General features: G+C 69.4%; 19 protein-coding genes. 3 read left to right on the forward strand and 16 right to left on the reverse strand.

The window, feature by feature from the left end:
* Positions 1 to 28: 28 nt before the first annotated feature.
* The 4 genes from ruvB to EL338_RS13845 form a co-directional block, all read right to left on the reverse strand.
* On the reverse strand, positions 29 to 1,099 hold the full coding sequence (gene ruvB / locus EL338_RS13830) for a Holliday junction branch migration DNA helicase RuvB (RefSeq protein ID WP_126334274.1): 1,071 nt from the start codon (positions 1,097 to 1,099) through the stop codon (positions 29 to 31).
* Positions 1,096 to 1,689 (reverse strand): Holliday junction branch migration protein RuvA, encoded by a 594-nt coding sequence (ruvA, locus tag EL338_RS13835; RefSeq protein WP_126334275.1) that lies wholly within the window; start codon positions 1,687 to 1,689, stop codon positions 1,096 to 1,098. Before ruvA ends, ruvB begins: the two co-directional genes overlap by 4 nt.
* On the reverse strand, positions 1,686 to 2,258 hold the full coding sequence (gene ruvC, locus EL338_RS13840) for a crossover junction endodeoxyribonuclease RuvC (RefSeq protein ID WP_126334276.1): 573 nt from the start codon (positions 2,256 to 2,258) through the stop codon (positions 1,686 to 1,688). The genes ruvA and ruvC overlap by 4 nt, the downstream gene beginning before the upstream one ends.
* A gap of 107 nt (positions 2,259 to 2,365) precedes the next feature.
* Positions 2,366 to 3,121, reverse strand: coding sequence for a YebC/PmpR family DNA-binding transcriptional regulator (locus tag EL338_RS13845; RefSeq protein WP_126334277.1), 756 nt, complete (start codon positions 3,119 to 3,121; stop codon positions 2,366 to 2,368).
* Between the two features lie 105 nt (positions 3,122 to 3,226).
* On the opposite strand from EL338_RS13845, the gene EL338_RS13850 reads away from it, so the two are divergent.
* Complete coding sequence (locus tag EL338_RS13850) at positions 3,227 to 4,438, forward strand: acyl-CoA dehydrogenase family protein (RefSeq protein ID WP_126334278.1); 1,212 nt, start codon at positions 3,227 to 3,229, stop codon at positions 4,436 to 4,438.
* Between the two features lie 6 nt (positions 4,439 to 4,444).
* On the opposite strand, the gene EL338_RS13855 is transcribed toward EL338_RS13850, so the two are convergent.
* Positions 4,445 to 5,299, reverse strand: a complete 855-nt coding sequence (locus tag EL338_RS13855; protein ID WP_126334279.1) for an SDR family NAD(P)-dependent oxidoreductase — start codon at positions 5,297 to 5,299, stop codon at positions 4,445 to 4,447.
* A gap of 195 nt (positions 5,300 to 5,494) precedes the next feature.
* Here EL338_RS13855 and EL338_RS13860 point away from each other — a divergent pair, with 195 nt between their 5' ends.
* Complete coding sequence (locus tag EL338_RS13860; protein WP_235666144.1) at positions 5,495 to 6,064, forward strand: TetR/AcrR family transcriptional regulator; 570 nt, start codon at positions 5,495 to 5,497, stop codon at positions 6,062 to 6,064.
* A gap of 1 nt (position 6,065) precedes the next feature.
* Here EL338_RS13860 and pdxT read toward each other — a convergent pair whose 3' ends face one another.
* The 11 genes from pdxT to EL338_RS13915 all read right to left on the reverse strand — a co-directional run bounded on the left by pdxT (position 6,066) and on the right by EL338_RS13915 (position 16,179).
* Positions 6,066 to 6,653, reverse strand: coding sequence for a pyridoxal 5'-phosphate synthase glutaminase subunit PdxT (gene pdxT, locus EL338_RS13865; protein ID WP_126334281.1), 588 nt, complete (start codon positions 6,651 to 6,653; stop codon positions 6,066 to 6,068).
* The gene (gene tesB / locus EL338_RS13870; RefSeq protein WP_126334282.1) at positions 6,650 to 7,504 is read right to left on the reverse strand and encodes an acyl-CoA thioesterase II; all 855 of its coding nucleotides are present in this window, start codon (positions 7,502 to 7,504) and stop codon (positions 6,650 to 6,652) included. Before tesB ends, pdxT begins: the two co-directional genes overlap by 4 nt.
* A gap of 11 nt (positions 7,505 to 7,515) precedes the next feature.
* On the reverse strand, positions 7,516 to 8,364 hold the full coding sequence (gene pdxS / locus EL338_RS13875; RefSeq protein ID WP_235666523.1) for a pyridoxal 5'-phosphate synthase lyase subunit PdxS: 849 nt from the start codon (positions 8,362 to 8,364) through the stop codon (positions 7,516 to 7,518).
* Between the two features lie 155 nt (positions 8,365 to 8,519).
* Positions 8,520 to 9,572, reverse strand: a complete 1,053-nt coding sequence (locus tag EL338_RS13880) for an NUDIX hydrolase (RefSeq protein WP_126334284.1) — start codon at positions 9,570 to 9,572, stop codon at positions 8,520 to 8,522.
* Positions 9,569 to 10,729 (reverse strand): glycosyltransferase family 4 protein, encoded by a 1,161-nt coding sequence (locus EL338_RS13885; protein ID WP_126334285.1) that lies wholly within the window; start codon positions 10,727 to 10,729, stop codon positions 9,569 to 9,571. Before EL338_RS13885 ends, EL338_RS13880 begins: the two co-directional genes overlap by 4 nt.
* Entirely contained in the window at positions 10,729 to 11,697 is a 969-nt protein-coding gene (locus EL338_RS13890) for a phosphatidylinositol mannoside acyltransferase (protein ID WP_126334286.1), read from the reverse strand. The genes EL338_RS13885 and EL338_RS13890 overlap by 1 nt, the downstream gene beginning before the upstream one ends.
* Positions 11,697 to 12,395, reverse strand: coding sequence for a phosphatidylinositol phosphate synthase (gene pgsA, locus EL338_RS13895; RefSeq protein ID WP_126334287.1), 699 nt, complete (start codon positions 12,393 to 12,395; stop codon positions 11,697 to 11,699). Before pgsA ends, EL338_RS13890 begins: the two co-directional genes overlap by 1 nt.
* Positions 12,392 to 12,964, reverse strand: coding sequence for an ATP adenylyltransferase (locus EL338_RS13900; protein WP_126334288.1), 573 nt, complete (start codon positions 12,962 to 12,964; stop codon positions 12,392 to 12,394). The genes pgsA and EL338_RS13900 overlap by 4 nt, the downstream gene beginning before the upstream one ends.
* Complete coding sequence (gene thrS, locus EL338_RS13905; protein ID WP_126334289.1) at positions 12,961 to 15,036, reverse strand: threonine--tRNA ligase; 2,076 nt, start codon at positions 15,034 to 15,036, stop codon at positions 12,961 to 12,963. The genes EL338_RS13900 and thrS overlap by 4 nt, the downstream gene beginning before the upstream one ends.
* Positions 15,037 to 15,124: 88 nt before the next feature.
* Positions 15,125 to 15,541: a TIGR02611 family protein gene (locus tag EL338_RS13910; protein ID WP_126334290.1), complete on the reverse strand. Its 417-nt coding sequence runs from the start codon at positions 15,539 to 15,541 to the stop codon at positions 15,125 to 15,127.
* Positions 15,538 to 16,179: a PaaI family thioesterase gene (locus EL338_RS13915; RefSeq protein ID WP_126334291.1), complete on the reverse strand. Its 642-nt coding sequence runs from the start codon at positions 16,177 to 16,179 to the stop codon at positions 15,538 to 15,540. The genes EL338_RS13910 and EL338_RS13915 overlap by 4 nt, the downstream gene beginning before the upstream one ends.
* Positions 16,180 to 16,270: 91 nt before the next feature.
* On the opposite strand from EL338_RS13915, the gene EL338_RS13920 reads away from it, so the two are divergent.
* The gene (locus EL338_RS13920; protein WP_126334292.1) at positions 16,271 to 17,173 is read left to right on the forward strand and encodes a hypothetical protein; all 903 of its coding nucleotides are present in this window, start codon (positions 16,271 to 16,273) and stop codon (positions 17,171 to 17,173) included.
* Positions 17,174 to 17,236: the final 63 nt, after the last annotated feature.

Genomic DNA, 17,236 nt, shown 5'->3' on the forward strand with positions numbered 1-17,236 from the left:
CACCCACCGACAGGCCAGAAACCCCAGGTCAGTCGAAGATCGACTGCTGACCCAGCCCGACGGCCCCCGGCGGCGGGCTCAGCCCCAGGTGCGTCCAGGCCTGCGCGGTGGCCACCCGGCCCCGCGGGGTGCGGGCGATCATGCCGGCGCGCACCAGGAACGGTTCGCAGACCTCCTCGACGGTGGTGGCCTCCTCGCCGACGGCGACCGCCAGCGTCGACACCCCGACCGGTCCCCCGCCGAAGCTGCGGGTGAGCGCCGTCAGCACGGCCCGGTCCAGCCGGTCGAGTCCCAGTTCGTCGACGTCGTACACCTCGAGGGCGGCCTTGGCGATGTCGCGGGTGATGACGCCGTCGGCGCGCACCTCCGCGTAGTCGCGCACCCGACGCAGCAACCGGTTGGCGATGCGCGGCGTGCCGCGCGCCCGGCGGGCGATCTCCGCGCCCGCCTCCGCGCCCAGGTCGATGCCCAGGATCCCCGCCGAGCGGGACAGCACCCGCTCGAGTTCCACCGGCTCGTAGAAGTCCATGTGGGCGGTGAAGCCGAACCGGTCGCGCAGCGGGCCGGTCAGCGCGCCGGAGCGGGTGGTCGCGCCCACCAGCGTGAACGGCGCCACCTCCAACGGGATCGACGTCGCGCCGGGCCCCTTGCCCACCACCACGTCGACCCGAAAGTCCTCCATGGCCAGGTACAGCATCTCCTCGGCGGGCCGGGCGATGCGGTGGATCTCGTCGATGAACAGCACGTCGTGCTCGACGAGGTTGGACAGCATCGCCGCGAGGTCCCCGGCGCGTTCCAGCGCCGGACCGGAGGTGACGCGCAGCGAGGATCCCAGTTCGGCGGCGATGATCATCGCCAGCGACGTCTTGCCGAGGCCCGGCGGGCCCGACAGCAGGATGTGATCCGGTGTGCCGCCGCGGTTCTTGGCGCCTTCGAGGACCAGTTGCAGCTGCTCGCGCACGCGCGGTTGACCGATGAACTCGCGCAGCGACCGGGGCCGCAGGCTGGCGTCGACGTCCCCCTCGCCGACGGTCAACGCGGGCGAGACCTCGCGCTCCTCGGCCTCGTCGATGTCGTCGTCGCCGTCGAAGCGGCTCACTTGTTCTTACCCAACAGGTTCAGTGCGGAGCGCAGCGCGCTCGACGTGGTGGCATCGCGGTCGAGCGCCAGCACCTTGTCGGTGGCCTCCTCGGCCTGCTTGGCCGGGAAACCAAGGCCGACAAGGGCTTCCACGACCGGAGCGCGCACGCCCGGTCCGGCGGCCCCGGCGGCCGCGACCGCCGCCGGCGTCGCACCGATCTTGTCGCGCAACTCCAGCACCAGCCGTTCGGCGCTGCGCTTGCCGATCCCGGGCACCCGGGTCAGCGCGGTGATGTCGCCGTCGGCCAGGGCCTGGCGCAGGGCCGGGGCGTCGTAGACCGCCAGCGTCGCCATGGCGATCTTCGGCCCCACCCCGGAGACCCCGAGCAGCGTGGTGAACACATCCCGCGCGTCGGCGTCGGCGAAGCCGTACAGCGTCATCGAGTCCTCGCGCACGATCATGGCGGTGATCAGCCGTGCCTCGTCCCCGCGGCGTACCGTCGCCAGCGTCGACGGGGTGGCCATCACCTTGTAGCCCACGCCGGACGCCTCGATGACGACGTGATCCAGCGCGATGTCGATGACCTCGCCGCGTACCGACGAGATCATCGCGACGCCTTAGCTTTGGTTTTCGCCTTGAGCGTGGCCTGGTACTTGCGGCGCTGCTCGGCCGCCATCGCCTCCGCCGCGGCCATCCGCGCGATCATCGGGGCCCGCCAGCAGTGGCAGATGGCCAGTGCCAGCGCGTCGGCCGCGTCCGCGGGGGTCGGCTTCTGTTGCAGCTCGAGGATTCTCGTCACCATGGTGGTGACCTGAGCCTTGTCGGCGCGGCCGTTGCCGGTGACCGCGGCCTTCACCTCGCTGGGGGTGTGGAAGTGCACGTCGATGTCGCGGCGGGCCGCGGCGAGCGCAATCACGCCGCCGGCCTGGCCGGTGCCCATCGCGGTGTTGGCGTTGTGGTTGGAGAACACCCGCTCGATGGCGACGACGTCGGGGCGGTGGGTGTCCATCCAGTGCTCGACGGTGTCGCTGATGGTGAGCAGGCGCCGGTGCAGGGGTTGGTCGGCCGGCGTGCGGACCACGTCGACGTCCAGGGCCACCACCTGCCGGCCGCGGCCGCTCTCGATCATCGAGAGTCCGCAGCGCGTCAACCCGGGGTCGACTCCCATCACGCGCACAGGCCCTCCTGGGTGCAAACTAGCCAGAACATGTGTTCGAACTACCCTAGCGCCCCATCGCGACGGGACCGCGCAGGGACACGCACCCCGCGGTCCGGCCCGGGTCCCTACTCCTCGTCGAGTTGCGCCGCGACGTCGTCGGGAATGTCGATGTTGGTATAGACGTCCTGCACGTCGTCGCTGTCCTCGAGCGCGTCGATGAGCTTGAGCACCTTGCGGGCCCCCTCGAGGTCGACGGGCACGGTCACCGACGGCTGAAAGCTGGCCTCCGCCGAGTCGTAGTCGATGCCGGCGTCCTGCAGCGCGGTGCGCACCGCGACCAGGTCACCCGGATCGGAGATGATCTCGAACGAGTCGCCGTGGTCGTTGACCTCCTCGGCGCCGGCCTCCAGGACCGCGGTCAGCACGTCGTCCTCGGACAGGTCGTTCTTCTCCAGCGTGACGACACCCTTGCGGGAGAACAGGTAGGCCACCGAACCCGGGTCGGCCATGTTGCCGCCGTTGCGGGTCATCGCGACCCGGACCTCGCCCGCGGCGCGGTTGCGGTTGTCGGTGAGGCATTCGATGAGCACGGCGACCCCGTTGGGCCCGTATCCCTCGTAGGTGATGTTCTGCCAGTCGGCGCCGCCGGCCTCTTCACCTCCGCCGCGCTTGCGCGCCCGCTCGATGTTGTCGTTGGGGACCGAGGACTTCTTGGCCTTCTGAATGGCGTCGTACAAGGTGGGGTTACCGGCCGGGTCACCACCGCCCACTCGGGCCGCGACCTCGATGTTCTTGATCAGTTTGGCGAACATCTTGCCGCGCTTCGCGTCGACAATGGCCTTCTTGTGCTTGGTCGTGGCCCACTTTGAATGGCCGCTCATTCAGATTCCGCCCTCTGTCTGGTAATTCGTCGGTGGCCCAGTCTACGGGTACGCCCCGTCGCACCCGCCTGGCCAGACAACTTACTCCTAAGTAAGGTAACCGCCATGACCTTCTCCCTGGAGTTGCCCTCGGACCTGTTGGACGTGCAGAAATGGGTGCACGAGTTCGCCGCGGACGTGGTGCGCCCGGCCGCCGCAGAATGGGATGAGCGCGAAGAGACCCCGTGGCCGATCATCGCCGAGGCCGCCAAGATCGGCCTCTACTCGATGGAGATGTTCGCCGAACAGGCCGCCGAGCCGTCCGGGCTGGGCATGGTCACCGTCTTCGAGGAGCTGTTCTGGGGCGACGCCGGCATCGCGCTGTCCATCCTGGGTACCGGGTTGGCCGCGGCCTCACTGGCCGGCGGCGGGACCCCCGAACAGATCGGGGAATGGCTGCCGCAGATGTTCGGCACCGTCGAGGACCCGAAGGTCGCCGCCTTCTGCGCCTCGGAACCGGGCGCCGGCTCCGACGTCGGCTCGATCCTGACCCGGGCCCGCTACGACGAGGCCACCGACGAGTGGGTGCTCAACGGGACGAAGACCTGGGCCACCAACGGCGGCATCGCCGAGGTGCACATCGTCGTCGCGTCGGTGCACCCGGAGCTCGGTAGCCGCGGTCAGGCATCGTTCATCATCCCGCCCGCCACCCCCGGGTTCAGCCAGGGCCAGAAGTTCCGCAAGCACGGCATCCGCGCCTCGCACACCGCCGAGGTGGTCCTCGACGAGGTGCGCATCCCGGGCCGGCTCATCCTCGGCGGCAAGGACAAGTTCGACGCCCGCATCGCCAAGGCGCGCGAGGGGAAGCGGACCGCGGGACAGGCCGCGATGGCCACCTTCGAGCGCACCCGGCCCTCCGTCGGCGCGATGGCGGTCGGGGTGGCCCGGGCCGCCTACGAGTACGCCCGCGACTATGCCTGTGAGCGCGAGCAGTTCGGCCGCAAGATCGGCGACTTCCAGGCGGTGGCGTTCAAGCTGGCCGATATGAACGCCCGCATCGACGCCGCCCGCCTGCTGGTCTACCGGGCGGCCTGGATGGCCCGCAACGGCAAACCCTTCGAGAACGCCGAGGGGTCGATGGCCAAGCTGGTGGCCAGCGAGACCGCGGTCTACGTCACCGACGAGGCCATCCAGATCCTCGGCGGCAACGGCTACACCCGCGACTACCCGGTGGAGCGGATGCACCGCGACGCGAAGATCTTCACCATCTTCGAGGGCACCAGCGAGATCCAGCGTCTGGTGATGAGCCGCGCGATCACCGGGCTGCCGATCCGCTGACCGGGTTCAGCGCACCAGCGCCGCTCCCCCGTCCAGGCGAATCTGCTGGCCCGTCATGAACCGGGATTCATCGGCCAGCAGGTACAGCGCGGCGTAGGCGGTCTCCCAGGTGCTGGCCCGGCCCATCTTGAGTTTGACCACCTCGCCGTAGGCCTCGTCGACCTCGTCGGGGGTGTGCCCGAACAGTTCCTGGGAATCGTGGTTGCCCAGGGTCGAGTCGATGGGGCCCAGCATCAGCGTGTTGGCCCGCACCCCCGCGTCGGCGAACTGCACCGCGGTGAGTTCGGTGATGTAGTTCAGCCCGCACTTGCCCAGGGCGTAAGGCATGATCCCGATGTTCAGCCCGATCTCGTTCTTCAGGCTGGCGATCGAGGAGAAGTTGACGATGCTGCCGGCGCTGGCCCCCTCGTTTTTCTGCATGCACTCGGCCGCAAAGAGATTGCAGTGGTAGGCCCCGAGCATGTTCACGTTGATACCGCGGTTGAAGTTCTCGGTGGTCATCGAGTTGGTCCCGAGGTCGAACGGCGGGTTGACCGCGGCGCTGTAGACCATGCCGTCCACCCGGCCGCTGCGGGCCATGACGGTGTCGAAGATGTGTTGGCAGTCTTGCTTTTCGGCGACGTCGGCCTGCACCGGGTAGGCCTTGCCACCCTCGGCGATGATCAGGTTGGCGGTCTCCTGGGCGGAGTCGAAGTTGATGTCGACGGCCACCACCTCGGCGCCGTGCCGGGCGGCCAGCATCGCGGTGGCCCGGCCGTTGCCGGTGGTGTCACCCGGCATCTGCCCGCCGCCGACGACGACCACCACCTTGCCGGACAGGCCGAAGGCGGCGCGGTCCTTGCGGGCGAAATCGGTTGTCATGATTCTTCTTTCAGGTTGATGGCCCGTTCCGGGCAGCTGGCTGCGGCCTCGGTGACCGCTTCGGTGAGTTCGGCAGGGACCGGTCTAAAAACTAACCAAACGTATAGCTAGTTACAGACCAATCGTACAGCTCTATACTGTACGAATGGTCAGTGCGCCGGGGATTGTTAGCAGCACTACATTATGGGCGGCCCTGTGAGTCGGCCGGTCGAGGGCACTCGACAGCGACTCCTGACCGCCGCCGTGGAGTCGTTCCACCGGCACAGCGTCGCCGGCACCTCGCTACAGATGATCTCCGATGACCTGGGCCTCACGAAATCTGCTATCTACCACCACTTCCGGACCCGTGACGAGCTCCTCGAGGCCATCCTGGAACCGGTCATGGCCGATCTCGCCCGACTCGTGGCCGCCGCCGAATCGGTGCGCGGCGCGCGCGCCCGGGCCGACGCCATGCTGACCGGCTTTGCGGCGCTGGCGGTGACCCGCCGCACCCTGATCCCGGTCCTCACCGGGGATCCCGGCGTCGCTGACTTCCTGCGCGGCCGGCCGGACTGGAGCGCGCTGGTGCAGCGTCAACTGGCGCTGCTCGCCGACGTCGAACCGGGCTTGGGCGGTCAGGTCAAGGCGGCCGTGGTGATGGCCGGCATCTCCGCCGCCGTCGGGGTGGACTACCCCGAAGCCGGGGACGATCTCGCCCGGGTACAGGACGAGTTGGTCACCGCGGGCCGGCGCACCCTGGGGTTGCGCGCACCGCGCGAGACCTGAGTCAGGACAGCGAGTTGACGAACATCTTGTGCACCCGGCGGTCGCCCGTCATCTCCGGATGGAACGAGGTGGCCAACATGCGCCCCTGCCGGACCGCCACGATGTGTTCCCCGGCGGTGGCCAACACCTCGACGTCGTCGCCGACCCGCTCGACCCAGGGCGCCCGGATGAACACCGCGTGCACCGGGCCGTCGATTCCGGTGAACTCCAGATCCTCCTCGAACGAGTCGACCTGGCGGCCAAAGGCGTTGCGGCGCACCGCCATATCGATCGCCCCCAACGGCTCGGCCGCGCGCCCCGGCACGCCGGCGTCCAGGATCTGCGAGGCCAGCAGGATCATCCCGGCGCACGACCCGTAAGCAGGCATGCCATCGGCCAACCGGGCCCGCAGCGGTTCGAGCAGGTCGAACTCGCGCAGCAGATGGCTCATGGCGGTGGACTCGCCACCGGGGATCACCAAGGCGTCGACGGCGTCGAGTTCGGCGCGGCGGCGCACCGTGGACGCGTCGGCGCCGGCCTCGCGCAGCGCGGCGAGGTGTTCGCGGGTGTCGCCCTGCAGCGCGAGCACCCCGACCCGGGGCGCGCTCACTTCGCGGGCTTCGCCGCGGCGGCGTCGTCGCGCCGGTAGCGGGTCAGGCCCTCCTGCATCACCGCGGCCACCATCTCGCCGTAGCGGTTGAACAGCTTGCCCTGGGTCAGCGCGCGCCCGCCGCAGGCCGACGGCGACGACTGGTCGTAGAGCAGCCACTCGTCGGCGCGGAACGGCCGCATGAACCACATGGCGTGATCGAGCGAGGCCACCATCAGGTGCTTGCGTTCGTCGAGGTGTTTGACCTGCGCGGAGCCCAGCAGGGTCAGGTCACTCATGTAGGCCAGCGCGCAGATGTGCAGCACCGGGTCGTCGGGCAGCGGGTCGCGGTGTCGGAACCACACCTGCTGCTGGGAGGCCTTGCCGTCGCGGGCGGTCAACTCGTCGCGCGGAACGATCCGCACATCCCACTCGTCGAACTGCGCGAAGCCGGCGTCGTCGAAGTGCCCGCCGGAGCGGAAGCCCGGCAGATCCTCGGGACCCGGGGCGAACGGCATGGCGTCCTGGTGCTCGATGCCGCTCTGATCGGTCTGGAACGACGCCGACATCGAGAAGATGGTCTGCCCGTGCTGGATGGCGCTGACCCGGCGGGTGCAGAACGATCCGCCGTCGCGGATGCGCTCCACGAGGTACACCGACGGGGCGCGGGCATCGCCCGGCCGCAGGAAGTAGCCGTGCAGCGAATGCACCAAAAACTCGGGGTCCACCGTGCGCACGGCAGACACCAACGACTGGCCCGCGACGTGGCCACCGAAAGTCCGTTGCAGAAACCCGGATTCGGGGCTGAACACCCCGCCCCGGTAAATGTCGACCTCGAGTTGTTCGAGATCGAGGATCTCCTCGATCGCCATCGGCGCCGCGGCTACCAGCCGCGTTCGGCGAGCCGGTGCGGCTGCGCGATGTCCTCGACGTTGATACCGACCATGGCTTCGCCCAGGCCGCGCGACACCCGCGCGAGCACGTCGGGATCGTCGTAGAAGGTGGTGGCCTTGACGATCGCCGCCGCGCGGGTGGCCGGATCACCGGACTTGAAGATGCCCGACCCGACGAACACCCCCTCGGCGCCGAGCTGCATCATCATCGCCGCATCCGCCGGGGTCGCGATGCCGCCGGCGGTGAACAGCGTGACGGGCAACTTGCCGGCGCGGGCCACCTCGGCGACCAGCTCATAGGGCGCCTGCAGCTCCTTGGCCGCCACATACAGCTCATCGGGCGACAGCGACGACAGCCGCCGGATCTCACCGGCGATGGTGCGCATGTGGGTGGTGGCGTTGGAGACATCACCGGTGCCGGCCTCACCCTTGGAGCGAATCATCGCCGCCCCCTCGGTGATCCGCCGCAGCGCCTCCCCCAGGTTCGTCGCACCGCACACGAACGGCACGGTGAAATTCCACTTGTCGATGTGGTGGGTGTAGTCGGCCGGGGTCAGCACCTCGGACTCGTCGATGTAATCGACCCCGAGGCTCTGCAAAATCTGCGCCTCGACAAAATGACCGATGCGGACCTTGGCCATCACCGGGATGGTGACCGCCGCGACGATGCCCTCGATCATGTCCGGGTCGCTCATCCGCGACACCCCGCCCTGGGCACGAATATCGGCGGGGACCCGCTCGAGGGCCATCACCGCCACCGCGCCGGCGCCCTCGGCGATCCGGGCCTGCTCCGGGGTGACGACGTCCATGATGACGCCACCCTTGAGCATCTCCGCCATGCCGCGCTTGACGCGGGCGGTTCCGGTCTGGCCGCTGGCGGCCGACCCGTTGGTGTGAGCGACCTGGCCTTCTCGGCTGTCCACTGGTCTCGTCTCCCTCGATTGGTCCTTGATCGAGTCTAATGCTGATCGGCAAGCCGAAATCCCACGGCCGATCAGTGGATGGCGCGCAGCCGGTGCTCCGCCGGTTCGGTGTCCGCCGCGCCGGAGTGCGCACCGGTCCTCGCGACGTCATTCGCGCTGGCCAACAACTCCCCGAGCTGCGTCGGGTACACCGACTCCCCGGCCGCGACGAGCTCGGCGATATGCGCAGCATCACACCACCGGTGCCCGAGGATGTAACGGTGCTCGAGGTCGGTGCGGCCGGCCGTCGAGGGTTCGAAGCGCCGGGTCCGGTGCACGAAGAAGTACTCCTGGCTGCGGACCACCGCGCCGTTGAAGTCGATCATCGCGTCGCGGCGCCACACGGGCCCGACCATCTCGGCCGGCGGCACCCGCAGTCCCGTTTCCTCGGTCAGTTCCCGCACCGCGGCCTGGACCAGCCGTTCCCCGGGCCGCGCCTGCCCGCCGATGGTGAACCAGAAGCGCCGGGCGGACCCGTCGGTGATCGCCGGGTCGACACCGCAGAGCAACAACACGCTGCCGCCCTCGTCGAGCAGCACCACCCGCGCCGAGCTGCGGACGGTGGCCTCCCCGGCCGGCGGGCCGATCTCGGCGCGCTCGGCGATCTCGAAGTACCCCGGCAACGGGGCGTGCCCGCCGAGGCGCAGCAACCGGACCACCGGGCGTTCCCGCAGCGCCAGGGTGTCGCGCACCGCGTCGTTGTGGAAGCGCCGGGCCAACAGCACCCGGGCCTCGACGTCGGCCAACTCGGCCACCAGGGCGGTCGGCAGCCGGGCGATGTCGACGGCGGCCAACGCGGCCGACAGCTCGTTCTCGGCGGCCTCCCGGGTCGAGCGCGGCGCCCGTTCGGCGGCGTCGGCCAGGGCGACCAGCCGCGTACTGTCCCCGACGGTGTCGCTGGCGCTGCCCGCGACGGCCCGGGCGACGACGGCGCGCCGGCCCAGCGCGGCGTCGAGCACCTGCCAGGACAGGTCGTAACGCACGTGCAGGCGGTCCAGCCGGTTGGCGGTCTGGTAGGCCCACCCGCCGATCAACGCGACGGCGAGCACGGCCACCACGACCGCGAGCACCAGCCACAGCGTCACCGCCGGCCCCCGGACAGCTCGCTGCGGCCGGCGGCACCGGAGACCCCGACCTTGATGCCGGGGCCGGCCACCGTCTCGTAGACCCGCATGATCTGCCGGGAAACCTCCGACCAGTCGTAGCGCTGCACCGCGTCGTCGGCGGCGGCGACCAGCCGCGCACGCTCGGCGGAGTCGTCCAGCACCTCGATCAGCGCGGCCGCCAGCGCCGCGGAGTCGTCGACCGGAACCAGCCGTCCCGCGCGGCCGTCGACCAGCACGCGCCGGAAGGCGTCCAGGTCGCTGGCGACCACCGCGGTGTGGGCGGCCATCGCCTCCACCAACACAATGCCGAAGCTCTCCCCGCCGGTGTTGGGTGCGCAGTACACGTCGGCGCTGCGCAACGCGCTGGCCTTCTCCACGTCGTCGACCTGCCCGAGGAAGCGCAGGTGCTTGGCCAATTTACCTGCCGCGCCGCGCAATTCGTCCTCGTCGCCGCGGCCGACGATGAGGATCTCCAGCTCGGGGAACCGGTCGACCAGCGCCGGCAGCGCACGCAGCAACACCGCCATGCCCTTGCGCGGTTCGTCGAAGCGGCCGAGGAACAGCACCGATTTGCCCGGCCGCGGATAGCCGGGCATCGGGACGGCGTCGGAGAAGGCGGTCACGTCGACGCCGTTGGGGATCTCGACCGCGTCGGAGCCCAACGCCTCCATCTGCCAGCGGCGCGCCAGATCCGACACGGCGATCCGGCCGACGATCTTCTCGTGATAGGGCCGCAGGATGCCCTGGAACACCGACAGCGTCAGCGATTTCGTGGTCGAGGTGTGGAAGGTGGCCACGATGGGTCCCTCGGCGGCCTGCAGCGCGAGCATCGACAGGCTCGGGGCATTGGGTTCGTGCAGGTGCAGCACGTCGAAATCGCCCTCGGCGAGCCATTTCTTGACCTTGCGGTGGGTGGCCGGGCCGAACCGCAGCCGGGCCACCGAACCGTTGTAGGGAATGGGCACCGCCTTGCCGCCGGAGACCACGTAGTCCGGCAGCGTCACATCGCTCGACGACGGCGCCAGCACGCTGACCTCGTGCCCCTGGGCGCGCATCACCTCGGCGAGTTGCAGCACATGCGATTGCACCCCGCCCGGGACATCGAATGAGTAGGGACACACCATTCCGATGCGCATCAACGCTCCCCCGCGTCGTCCAGTCGTGCTCGTCGTTCGTCGGACAGATCGGCTATCCACTGCGGCTGCAGCATGTGCCAGTCTGCGGGATGCGCCGCGATCCCGGCGGCGAAGCGGTCGGCGAGTTGCTGGGCGATGGTGGTGATGTCCCCGGAACTGACGTCGACGGGCCCGGACACCTCGAATCGCCAGTCCTCGGGCTCGTTCCACAGATGCGCCGTCAACAGCGTGGCGCCCGTCTCGAGCGCCAGCCGCGCGGGGCCGGCGGGCAGCCGCGTCGCCTCGCCGAACATGTCCACCTGTACACCGCTGCGGGTCAGGTCGCGGTCGGCCATCAGGCAGATCATCCCGTTGGCGCGCAACCGCTCGCAGAGCACCTCGAAGGTCGGACGCTCCCCGCCGGTCAGCGGCAGGATCTCGAACCCGAGGGTCTCGCGGTAGTCGATGAAGCGCTGGTACAGCGACTCGGGCTTGAGCCGCTCGGCGACGGTGGTGAGCTTGCCGTAGTGCTGGACGAACCACACCCCGGCCATGTCCCAGTTGCCGCTGTGCGGCAACGCGACGATGGTGCCGCGCCCCGCGGCCATGCCGGCCTCGAGATGCTCGCGGCCGTGCAGGCACGGGTCGAGGCGCTCACCGAGCTTCTGCAGGTCCATCGACGGCAGCCGGAACGCCTCGCGCCAGTAGCGGGCGTAGGAGGCCAGCGCCGCGCGGATCAGCGAGTTGGGCACCTCGGCGGGCGGCACACCCAGCACCCGCGACAGGTTCTTGCGCAGCTGCTCGGGACCGCCGGACCGCGACGCGTACAACGCCCCGGCGTCAAAGGCGTTGCGGGCAAGGGTCTCCGGCATGGCGCGCACCAGCCGCCAACCCGCCGCGTAACCCCAGTCCGACAATTGGCCGCTGAACGGCGTGGTCAGACCCCGCACCCTGGGCACCCCCGGCAGGCCCGACGTGGGGGTCGACATCAGTGCTCGCTCGGTTCGGGCGGGGGCGGCGACCCGCCGTCGGGCTCACCGGCGATCGACTGCCCGTCGGGCAGCGGGTCGATGGCGCCGGGCGAACTGCGCACCGCGTGCACCCGTTGGGCCACGGTGACCATGCTGGCCACCGCCAGCACCCACATCGCGACGTCGAGCAGCCACGGCAGTCCGAAGAACGGCAGATCCGACAGGCCGGCGCCGACCAACACGATGATCAGGCGTTCGGGTCGCTCGATCAGGCCGCCGCCACCGCTGAGCCCGGTGGCCTCGGCGCGCGCCTTCACATACGAGATGACCTGGGAGGTGACCAGGCAGATCATGGTGGCGACCACCAGCGGGGTGCTCTGCAACCCGAACGCGGCCCACCACAGCAACCCGCAGAACACCGCGCCGTCGGCGATGCGGTCGCAGGTGGCGTCGAGCACGGCGCCGAATCGGGTGCCGTAGCCGCGCTGCCGGGCCATGGCACCGTCAAGCATGTCGGCCAGCACGAAGAACGACACCGCGACCGCGCCCCACCACAACTGCCCGACCGGGAACAGCGTCAGCGCGGCGATCACCGTGCCCGCGGTGCCGATGATGGTGATGCTGTCCGGGGTCAGCCCGGCCTTGAGGGCCACCTTGGCGACCGGGCGGCTGAGTTTGGCGTAGGCCGCCCGGGTCATCAGGTAGAAATCGCTCACGGCAGCTGGGACCATTCCTCGGCCAGCAGGGCGCGGGTGTCGCGCAGCAGTTGCGGGATCACCTTGGCGTCACCGATCACGGTGATGAAGTTCGCATCGCCGCTCCACCGCGGCACGATGTGCATGTGCAGATGCTCGGCCAGCGAGCCGCCGGCCGAGCGGCCGAGGTTGAGCCCCACGTTGAACCCGTCGGGCTTGGACACCGACTTCATCACGCGAATCGCCTTCTGCGTGAACGCCATCAGCTCCGAACTCTCGTCGGCGTGCAGGTCCTCGAGCTCGGCGACGCGCCGGTACGGCACCACCATCAGGTGACCCGGGTTGTACGGGTAGAGGTTGAGCACGGCGTAGACCAGCTCGCCGCGAGCCACCACCAGCCCGTCCTCGTCGGCCATGTGCGGGATGTCGGTGAACGGCTGCTTGGAGGCCGCCGAGCCGGACGCCGCGGCGGAGCCGCCCTCCTTGAGCGCCCCGACGATGTAGTTCATCCGGTGCGGGGTCCACAGCCGCTGCAGGTGATCGGGTTTGCCCACACCGGAATCGCGCAACTGCCCCTCGTCGTCGGTCATTGCGCGCTCCCGCAGCCGCCCGCCTCGAGTAGTTCGTTGACGAGCTCCGCGGTCGGGGTGTCGTTGCGCCGGTCGGCCACCCAACCGGCGATGGCGGCCACCGCGGCGTCCCGGGGCACTCCGTTGACCTGGGTGCGGTCGGCGAAGCGGAAGCTGATCGCCGACGCCTCGACGTCGCGGTCGCCGGCCAGCAGCAGGAACGGCACCTTCATGTTGGTCTGGTTGACGATCTTCTTGGCCATCCGGTCGTCGCTGGAGTCCACCTCGACCCGGATGCCGTGCGACTTCAGCTGCGCGGCAACGTCTTCCAGATATTCGACGTGGGCGTCGGCGACGGGAATGCCGACCGCCTGCACGGGGGCCAGCCAGGCGGGGAACGCGCCGGCGTAATGCTCGGTGAGCACGCCGAAGAACCGTTCGATGGAACCGAACAGCGCCCGGTGGATCAGCACCGGCCGCTGCCGGCTGCCGTCGGCCGCGGTGTACTCGAGCTCGAATCGCTCGGGCATGTTGAAGTCCAGCTGGATGGTCGACATCTGCCAGCTACGGCCCAGCGCGTCCTTGACCTGCACGGAGATCTTGGGCCCGTAGAACGCCGCGCCGCCCGGGTCGGGCACCAGGTGCAGCCCCGAGGACTCCGCGACCTCGCGCAGCGTCTCGGTGGCCTCCTCCCACACCTGATCCGAACCCACATACTTGTCGGGATCCTTGGTGGACAGCTCCAGGTAGAAGTCGTCCAACCCGTAGTCGCTCAACAAGTCCAACACGAACTGCAGCAGCGAGGCCAACTCGTCGCGCATCTGCTCGCGGGTGGTGTAGATGTGCGCATCGTCCTGAGTCATCCCGCGCACCCGGGTCAGGCCGTGCACCACGCCGGACTTCTCGTAGCGGTACACCGAACCGAACTCGAAGAGCCGCAACGGCAATTCGCGGTAAGACCGACCGCGCGAGCGGTAGATCAGGTGGTGCATCGGGCAGTTCATCGGCTTGAGGTAGTAGTTCTGCCCCGGCTTGCGCAGCTGCCCGTCAGCGTCGTACTCGGCATCGATGTGCATCGCCGGATACATGCCCTCGGCGTACCACTCCAGGTGCCCCGAGGTGACGTAGAGCTGTTCCTTGGTGATGTGCGGGGTGTTGACGAACTCGTAGCCGGCCTGGGCATGCTTGCTGCGCGAGTAGTCCTCGAGCTCCTTGCGGATCACGCCACCCTTGGGATGGAAAACCGGTAGGCCCGAACCCAATTCGTCGGGGAAGCTGAACAGGTCGAGCTCCACGCCGAGCTTGCGGTGATCGCGCCGCTGCGCCTCCTCGATCAGTTCGAGGTGATGGTCCAGCGCCTCCTGCGACTCCCACGCCGTGCCGTAGATGCGTTGCAGGCTGGCGTTGTTCTGATCGCCGCGCCAATAGGCGGCCGAACTGCGGGTCAGCTTGAACGCCGGGATGTACTTGGTGGTGGGGATGTGCGGGCCGCGGCACAGATCACCCCAAACCCGTTCCCGGGTGCGCGGGTTGAGGTTATCGTAGGCGGTCAGCTCGTCGCCGCCGACCTCCATGACGTCCGGGTCACCGGACTTGTCGTCGACGAGTTCGAGTTTGTAGGGCTCGGACTGCAGTTCGCGGCGCGCCTCGTCCTTGGACTCGTAGACGCGACGTTCGAAGAGCTGACCGTCCTTGACGATCTTGCGCATCCGCTTCTCGAGCGCCTCGAGATGCTCCGGGGTGAACGGTTCGGCGACGTCGAAGTCGTAGTAGAACCCGTCGGTGATCGGCGGGCCGATGCCCAACTTGGCCTCGGGGAACATCTCCTGCACGGCCTGGGCCAACACGTGCGCCGCGGAATGCCGAATGACGCTGCGGCCGGCCTCGGTGTCGGCGGCCACCGGCGTCACCTCCACGTCGACGTCCGGGACCCAGCTCAGGTCACGCAGCTTGCCCTCGGGATCTGCCACCACCACGATCGCGTTGGCGGCGCCCCGGCCCGGCAGATCGGCCTCGCGGACGGCCGCGCCCGCGGTGGTCCCGGCAGGAACCCGGATCGGGGCTGCTGCGTCGGGGTGTGCGGGGGCGCTCATCGGCGTATCTCCAGTCTTGTAATGCGGGCCAGGTATGCGGGGGTGCAGACGGCGACCATGCTATCGGGGCGGGTCTGCGCAGTTGTACTCATGACCCGATGCCCAGCGGGCTCTGGAGCCACGGCCAATCCAGGCCGACGAGAGCCGCGCCCCAGCCGAGCGCTCCCAACACCCACAGGGTGCCGAGCACGACGGCCGCGGTGAACAGCGCGCCCACGATCTGGATCCACAGACCCTGCAGCCAGAACCAGGCCATGAACCGGTCGTAGCGCACCCGCACGAACCTCAGCACCCGCTTGGCCCAGGCAAACTCGGTAGCCAGAATGCCCAGGCCCAGGAACACGATGGCCCACCCCGGGCCCGGGTACGGGATGGCGACTATGCCGACGGCCAGCACCAGGGTCCCGACGGCGCCGAGGACGGTGCGGTAGACGGCGTTGGCCACCGGGCGGCGGCGCAGACCGTCGCGCCAACGCTGCCAGGTGCGGACAAACTCCGGGGTCACGGCTGACCGGGTTTGAGCTTGACGAACAAGGCGTGGGATTCGGCCAGCAACACCGCCCCGGCCTGGCCCGGGTCGTCATCGTCGTAGAGGCTGGCCTCGACGAAGATCTTGCGGCCCTCCTCGCCGGCCAGTCGGGCCTGCACGCGCAGCGTCTTCTCGACCGGGACGATCTTGCGGTAGTCGACGTGCAGGAACGCCGTCCGCTGATGCATGCCGCCGGTCAGCACCGCCGCGGTGTAGCCGAGCACCGAATCGAACAGCAGGCCCAGGCTGCCGCCGTGGGCGGCGCCGTTGCGGCCCAGGTAGAACCGGTTGAACCGGACCGGGCCGGACACCTCGTTCTCGCCGGTCTTGGCCAACTCCGACGGCACACCCAGCACACCGCCGCGGTTCGGCAGGTCGAAGCGCCGCCCCGAGGGGGTGGTCCACTCGTCGCCGTCGTACGGGGTCAGCAGGGCCGAGAGCTTGTCGAGCAGGTCGGCGGCCTCGGTGATCACCTCGTCGGGCGCGTCGATGGTGCGGGCGTGGTCCTGCAGGCGGCGCACGCCGGCAACGAATCTGCCGAAATCCGGTCCGCCCTTGGTGGTCGGTTCCGGAACGTTGAAACCGCCACCGGAGTGCCGTTGATCGTTGACCACGCTGACCACCGTATTGCCTGCCCGGCGCGGCGCTGCTGCCGGACCGGCGTGGGACGCCCTGCGAACCGGTCGGGCTACCTAGGATTCGGGCATGCCGGGCAAAATGTCGCTGCGCAACGCGCGCTCGGTGTTGGCCGCCGAGGTCGACGGCATTCGGCGGCGCGACCCCGACTTCGACGCCGGCGACATCACGCTGTTCACCTTCCCTTTGCTGGTGCGCGCCGTCGGGGTGCTGGCCATCGGGGTGGTGCCGTTGCTGGTGGTGCGCAGCGACAGCGAAGAGGATGCGCTGTTGGTGCCGCTGATCGGCTCACTGGCGCTGGTGATCATCTGCACGGCGATCGTCGCGTGGCTGACCTCGGTCGTGATCTCCGGGCTGGTGGTGATGATCCTGTACCGCACCGGACCGCGGGCCTCGTCGCGCCTGGTCACCCGCATCCTCACCGATTCGTTTCGCCGGGTCGGCGACTCCAGTTCGCACCTGACTCTGCTCGCGCTGGTGGCCGGATTGCTGTCGCTGGCGATCGGGCTGCCCACCCGCCGCGGCGACGAGTTGGCCAACTCGGTGATCGAGGATCTGCTGGCCGCCCAAGTCGGCGTCCTGCTGGCGGTGCTGGGTTTCGCGTTCATCGCCGAATCCATCCGCTCGGCGGCCGACATCGTCGACGACCAGTCGCTGATGTTGGCGTGGCCGTGGGCGCTGATCATCGCGTGCGTGTCCTGGTCTGTGGCGACCCTGATCGGACCGTTCGAGACCACCCGGATGCTGACGATCCTGCTCAACGAGTGGCTGCCGGCCTTCGTCGACGGGGTGCCGCGGGCGATGATGATCGCCGACCTGGTGCCCCCGGGGGCGCGGTGGTGGGCGGCGCTGGGTCCGCTGCCGGTGATCGCGCTGGTGTGGGTGATCCAGGCGTGGCGGCACGAGGGTTTCATCCGGATCCGGGAGTTCCTCGAGGGCGACGACGAGGTGCCGCCCACGCGGCTGGCCTGACCGGCGGGAATGTTTGAAACGGGCCGTTCCGGAGAACTGCTGTGGCACCACATCCGTCGTCGC

It is taken from the genome of Mycolicibacterium chitae (assembly GCF_900637205.1).
Classification (GTDB): domain Bacteria; phylum Actinomycetota; class Actinomycetes; order Mycobacteriales; family Mycobacteriaceae; genus Mycobacterium; species Mycobacterium chitae.

Coding starts and splice junctions, on each gene's coding strand:
- ruvA (WP_126334275.1), bottom strand. CDS start 1,689: ATGATCTCGTCGGTACGCGGCGAGGTCATCGACATCGCGCTGGATCAC.
- EL338_RS13845 (WP_126334277.1), bottom strand. CDS start 3,121: ATGAGCGGCCATTCAAAGTGGGCCACGACCAAGCACAAGAAGGCCATT.
- EL338_RS13850 (WP_126334278.1), top strand. CDS start 3,227: ATGACCTTCTCCCTGGAGTTGCCCTCGGACCTGTTGGACGTGCAGAAA.
- EL338_RS13855 (WP_126334279.1), bottom strand. CDS start 5,299: ATGACAACCGATTTCGCCCGCAAGGACCGCGCCGCCTTCGGCCTGTCC.
- tesB (WP_126334282.1), bottom strand. CDS start 7,504: ATGGCGATCGAGGAGATCCTCGATCTCGAACAACTCGAGGTCGACATT.
- pdxS (WP_235666523.1), bottom strand. CDS start 8,364: ATGGCGGAGATGCTCAAGGGTGGCGTCATCATGGACGTCGTCACCCCG.
- EL338_RS13885 (WP_126334285.1), bottom strand. CDS start 10,729: ATGCGCATCGGAATGGTGTGTCCCTACTCATTCGATGTCCCGGGCGGG.
- EL338_RS13890 (WP_126334286.1), bottom strand. CDS start 11,697: ATGTCGACCCCCACGTCGGGCCTGCCGGGGGTGCCCAGGGTGCGGGGT.
- EL338_RS13900 (WP_126334288.1), bottom strand. CDS start 12,964: ATGACCGACGACGAGGGGCAGTTGCGCGATTCCGGTGTGGGCAAACCC.
- thrS (WP_126334289.1), bottom strand. CDS start 15,036: ATGAGCGCCCCCGCACACCCCGACGCAGCAGCCCCGATCCGGGTTCCT.
- EL338_RS13920 (WP_126334292.1), top strand. CDS start 16,271: ATGCCGGGCAAAATGTCGCTGCGCAACGCGCGCTCGGTGTTGGCCGCC.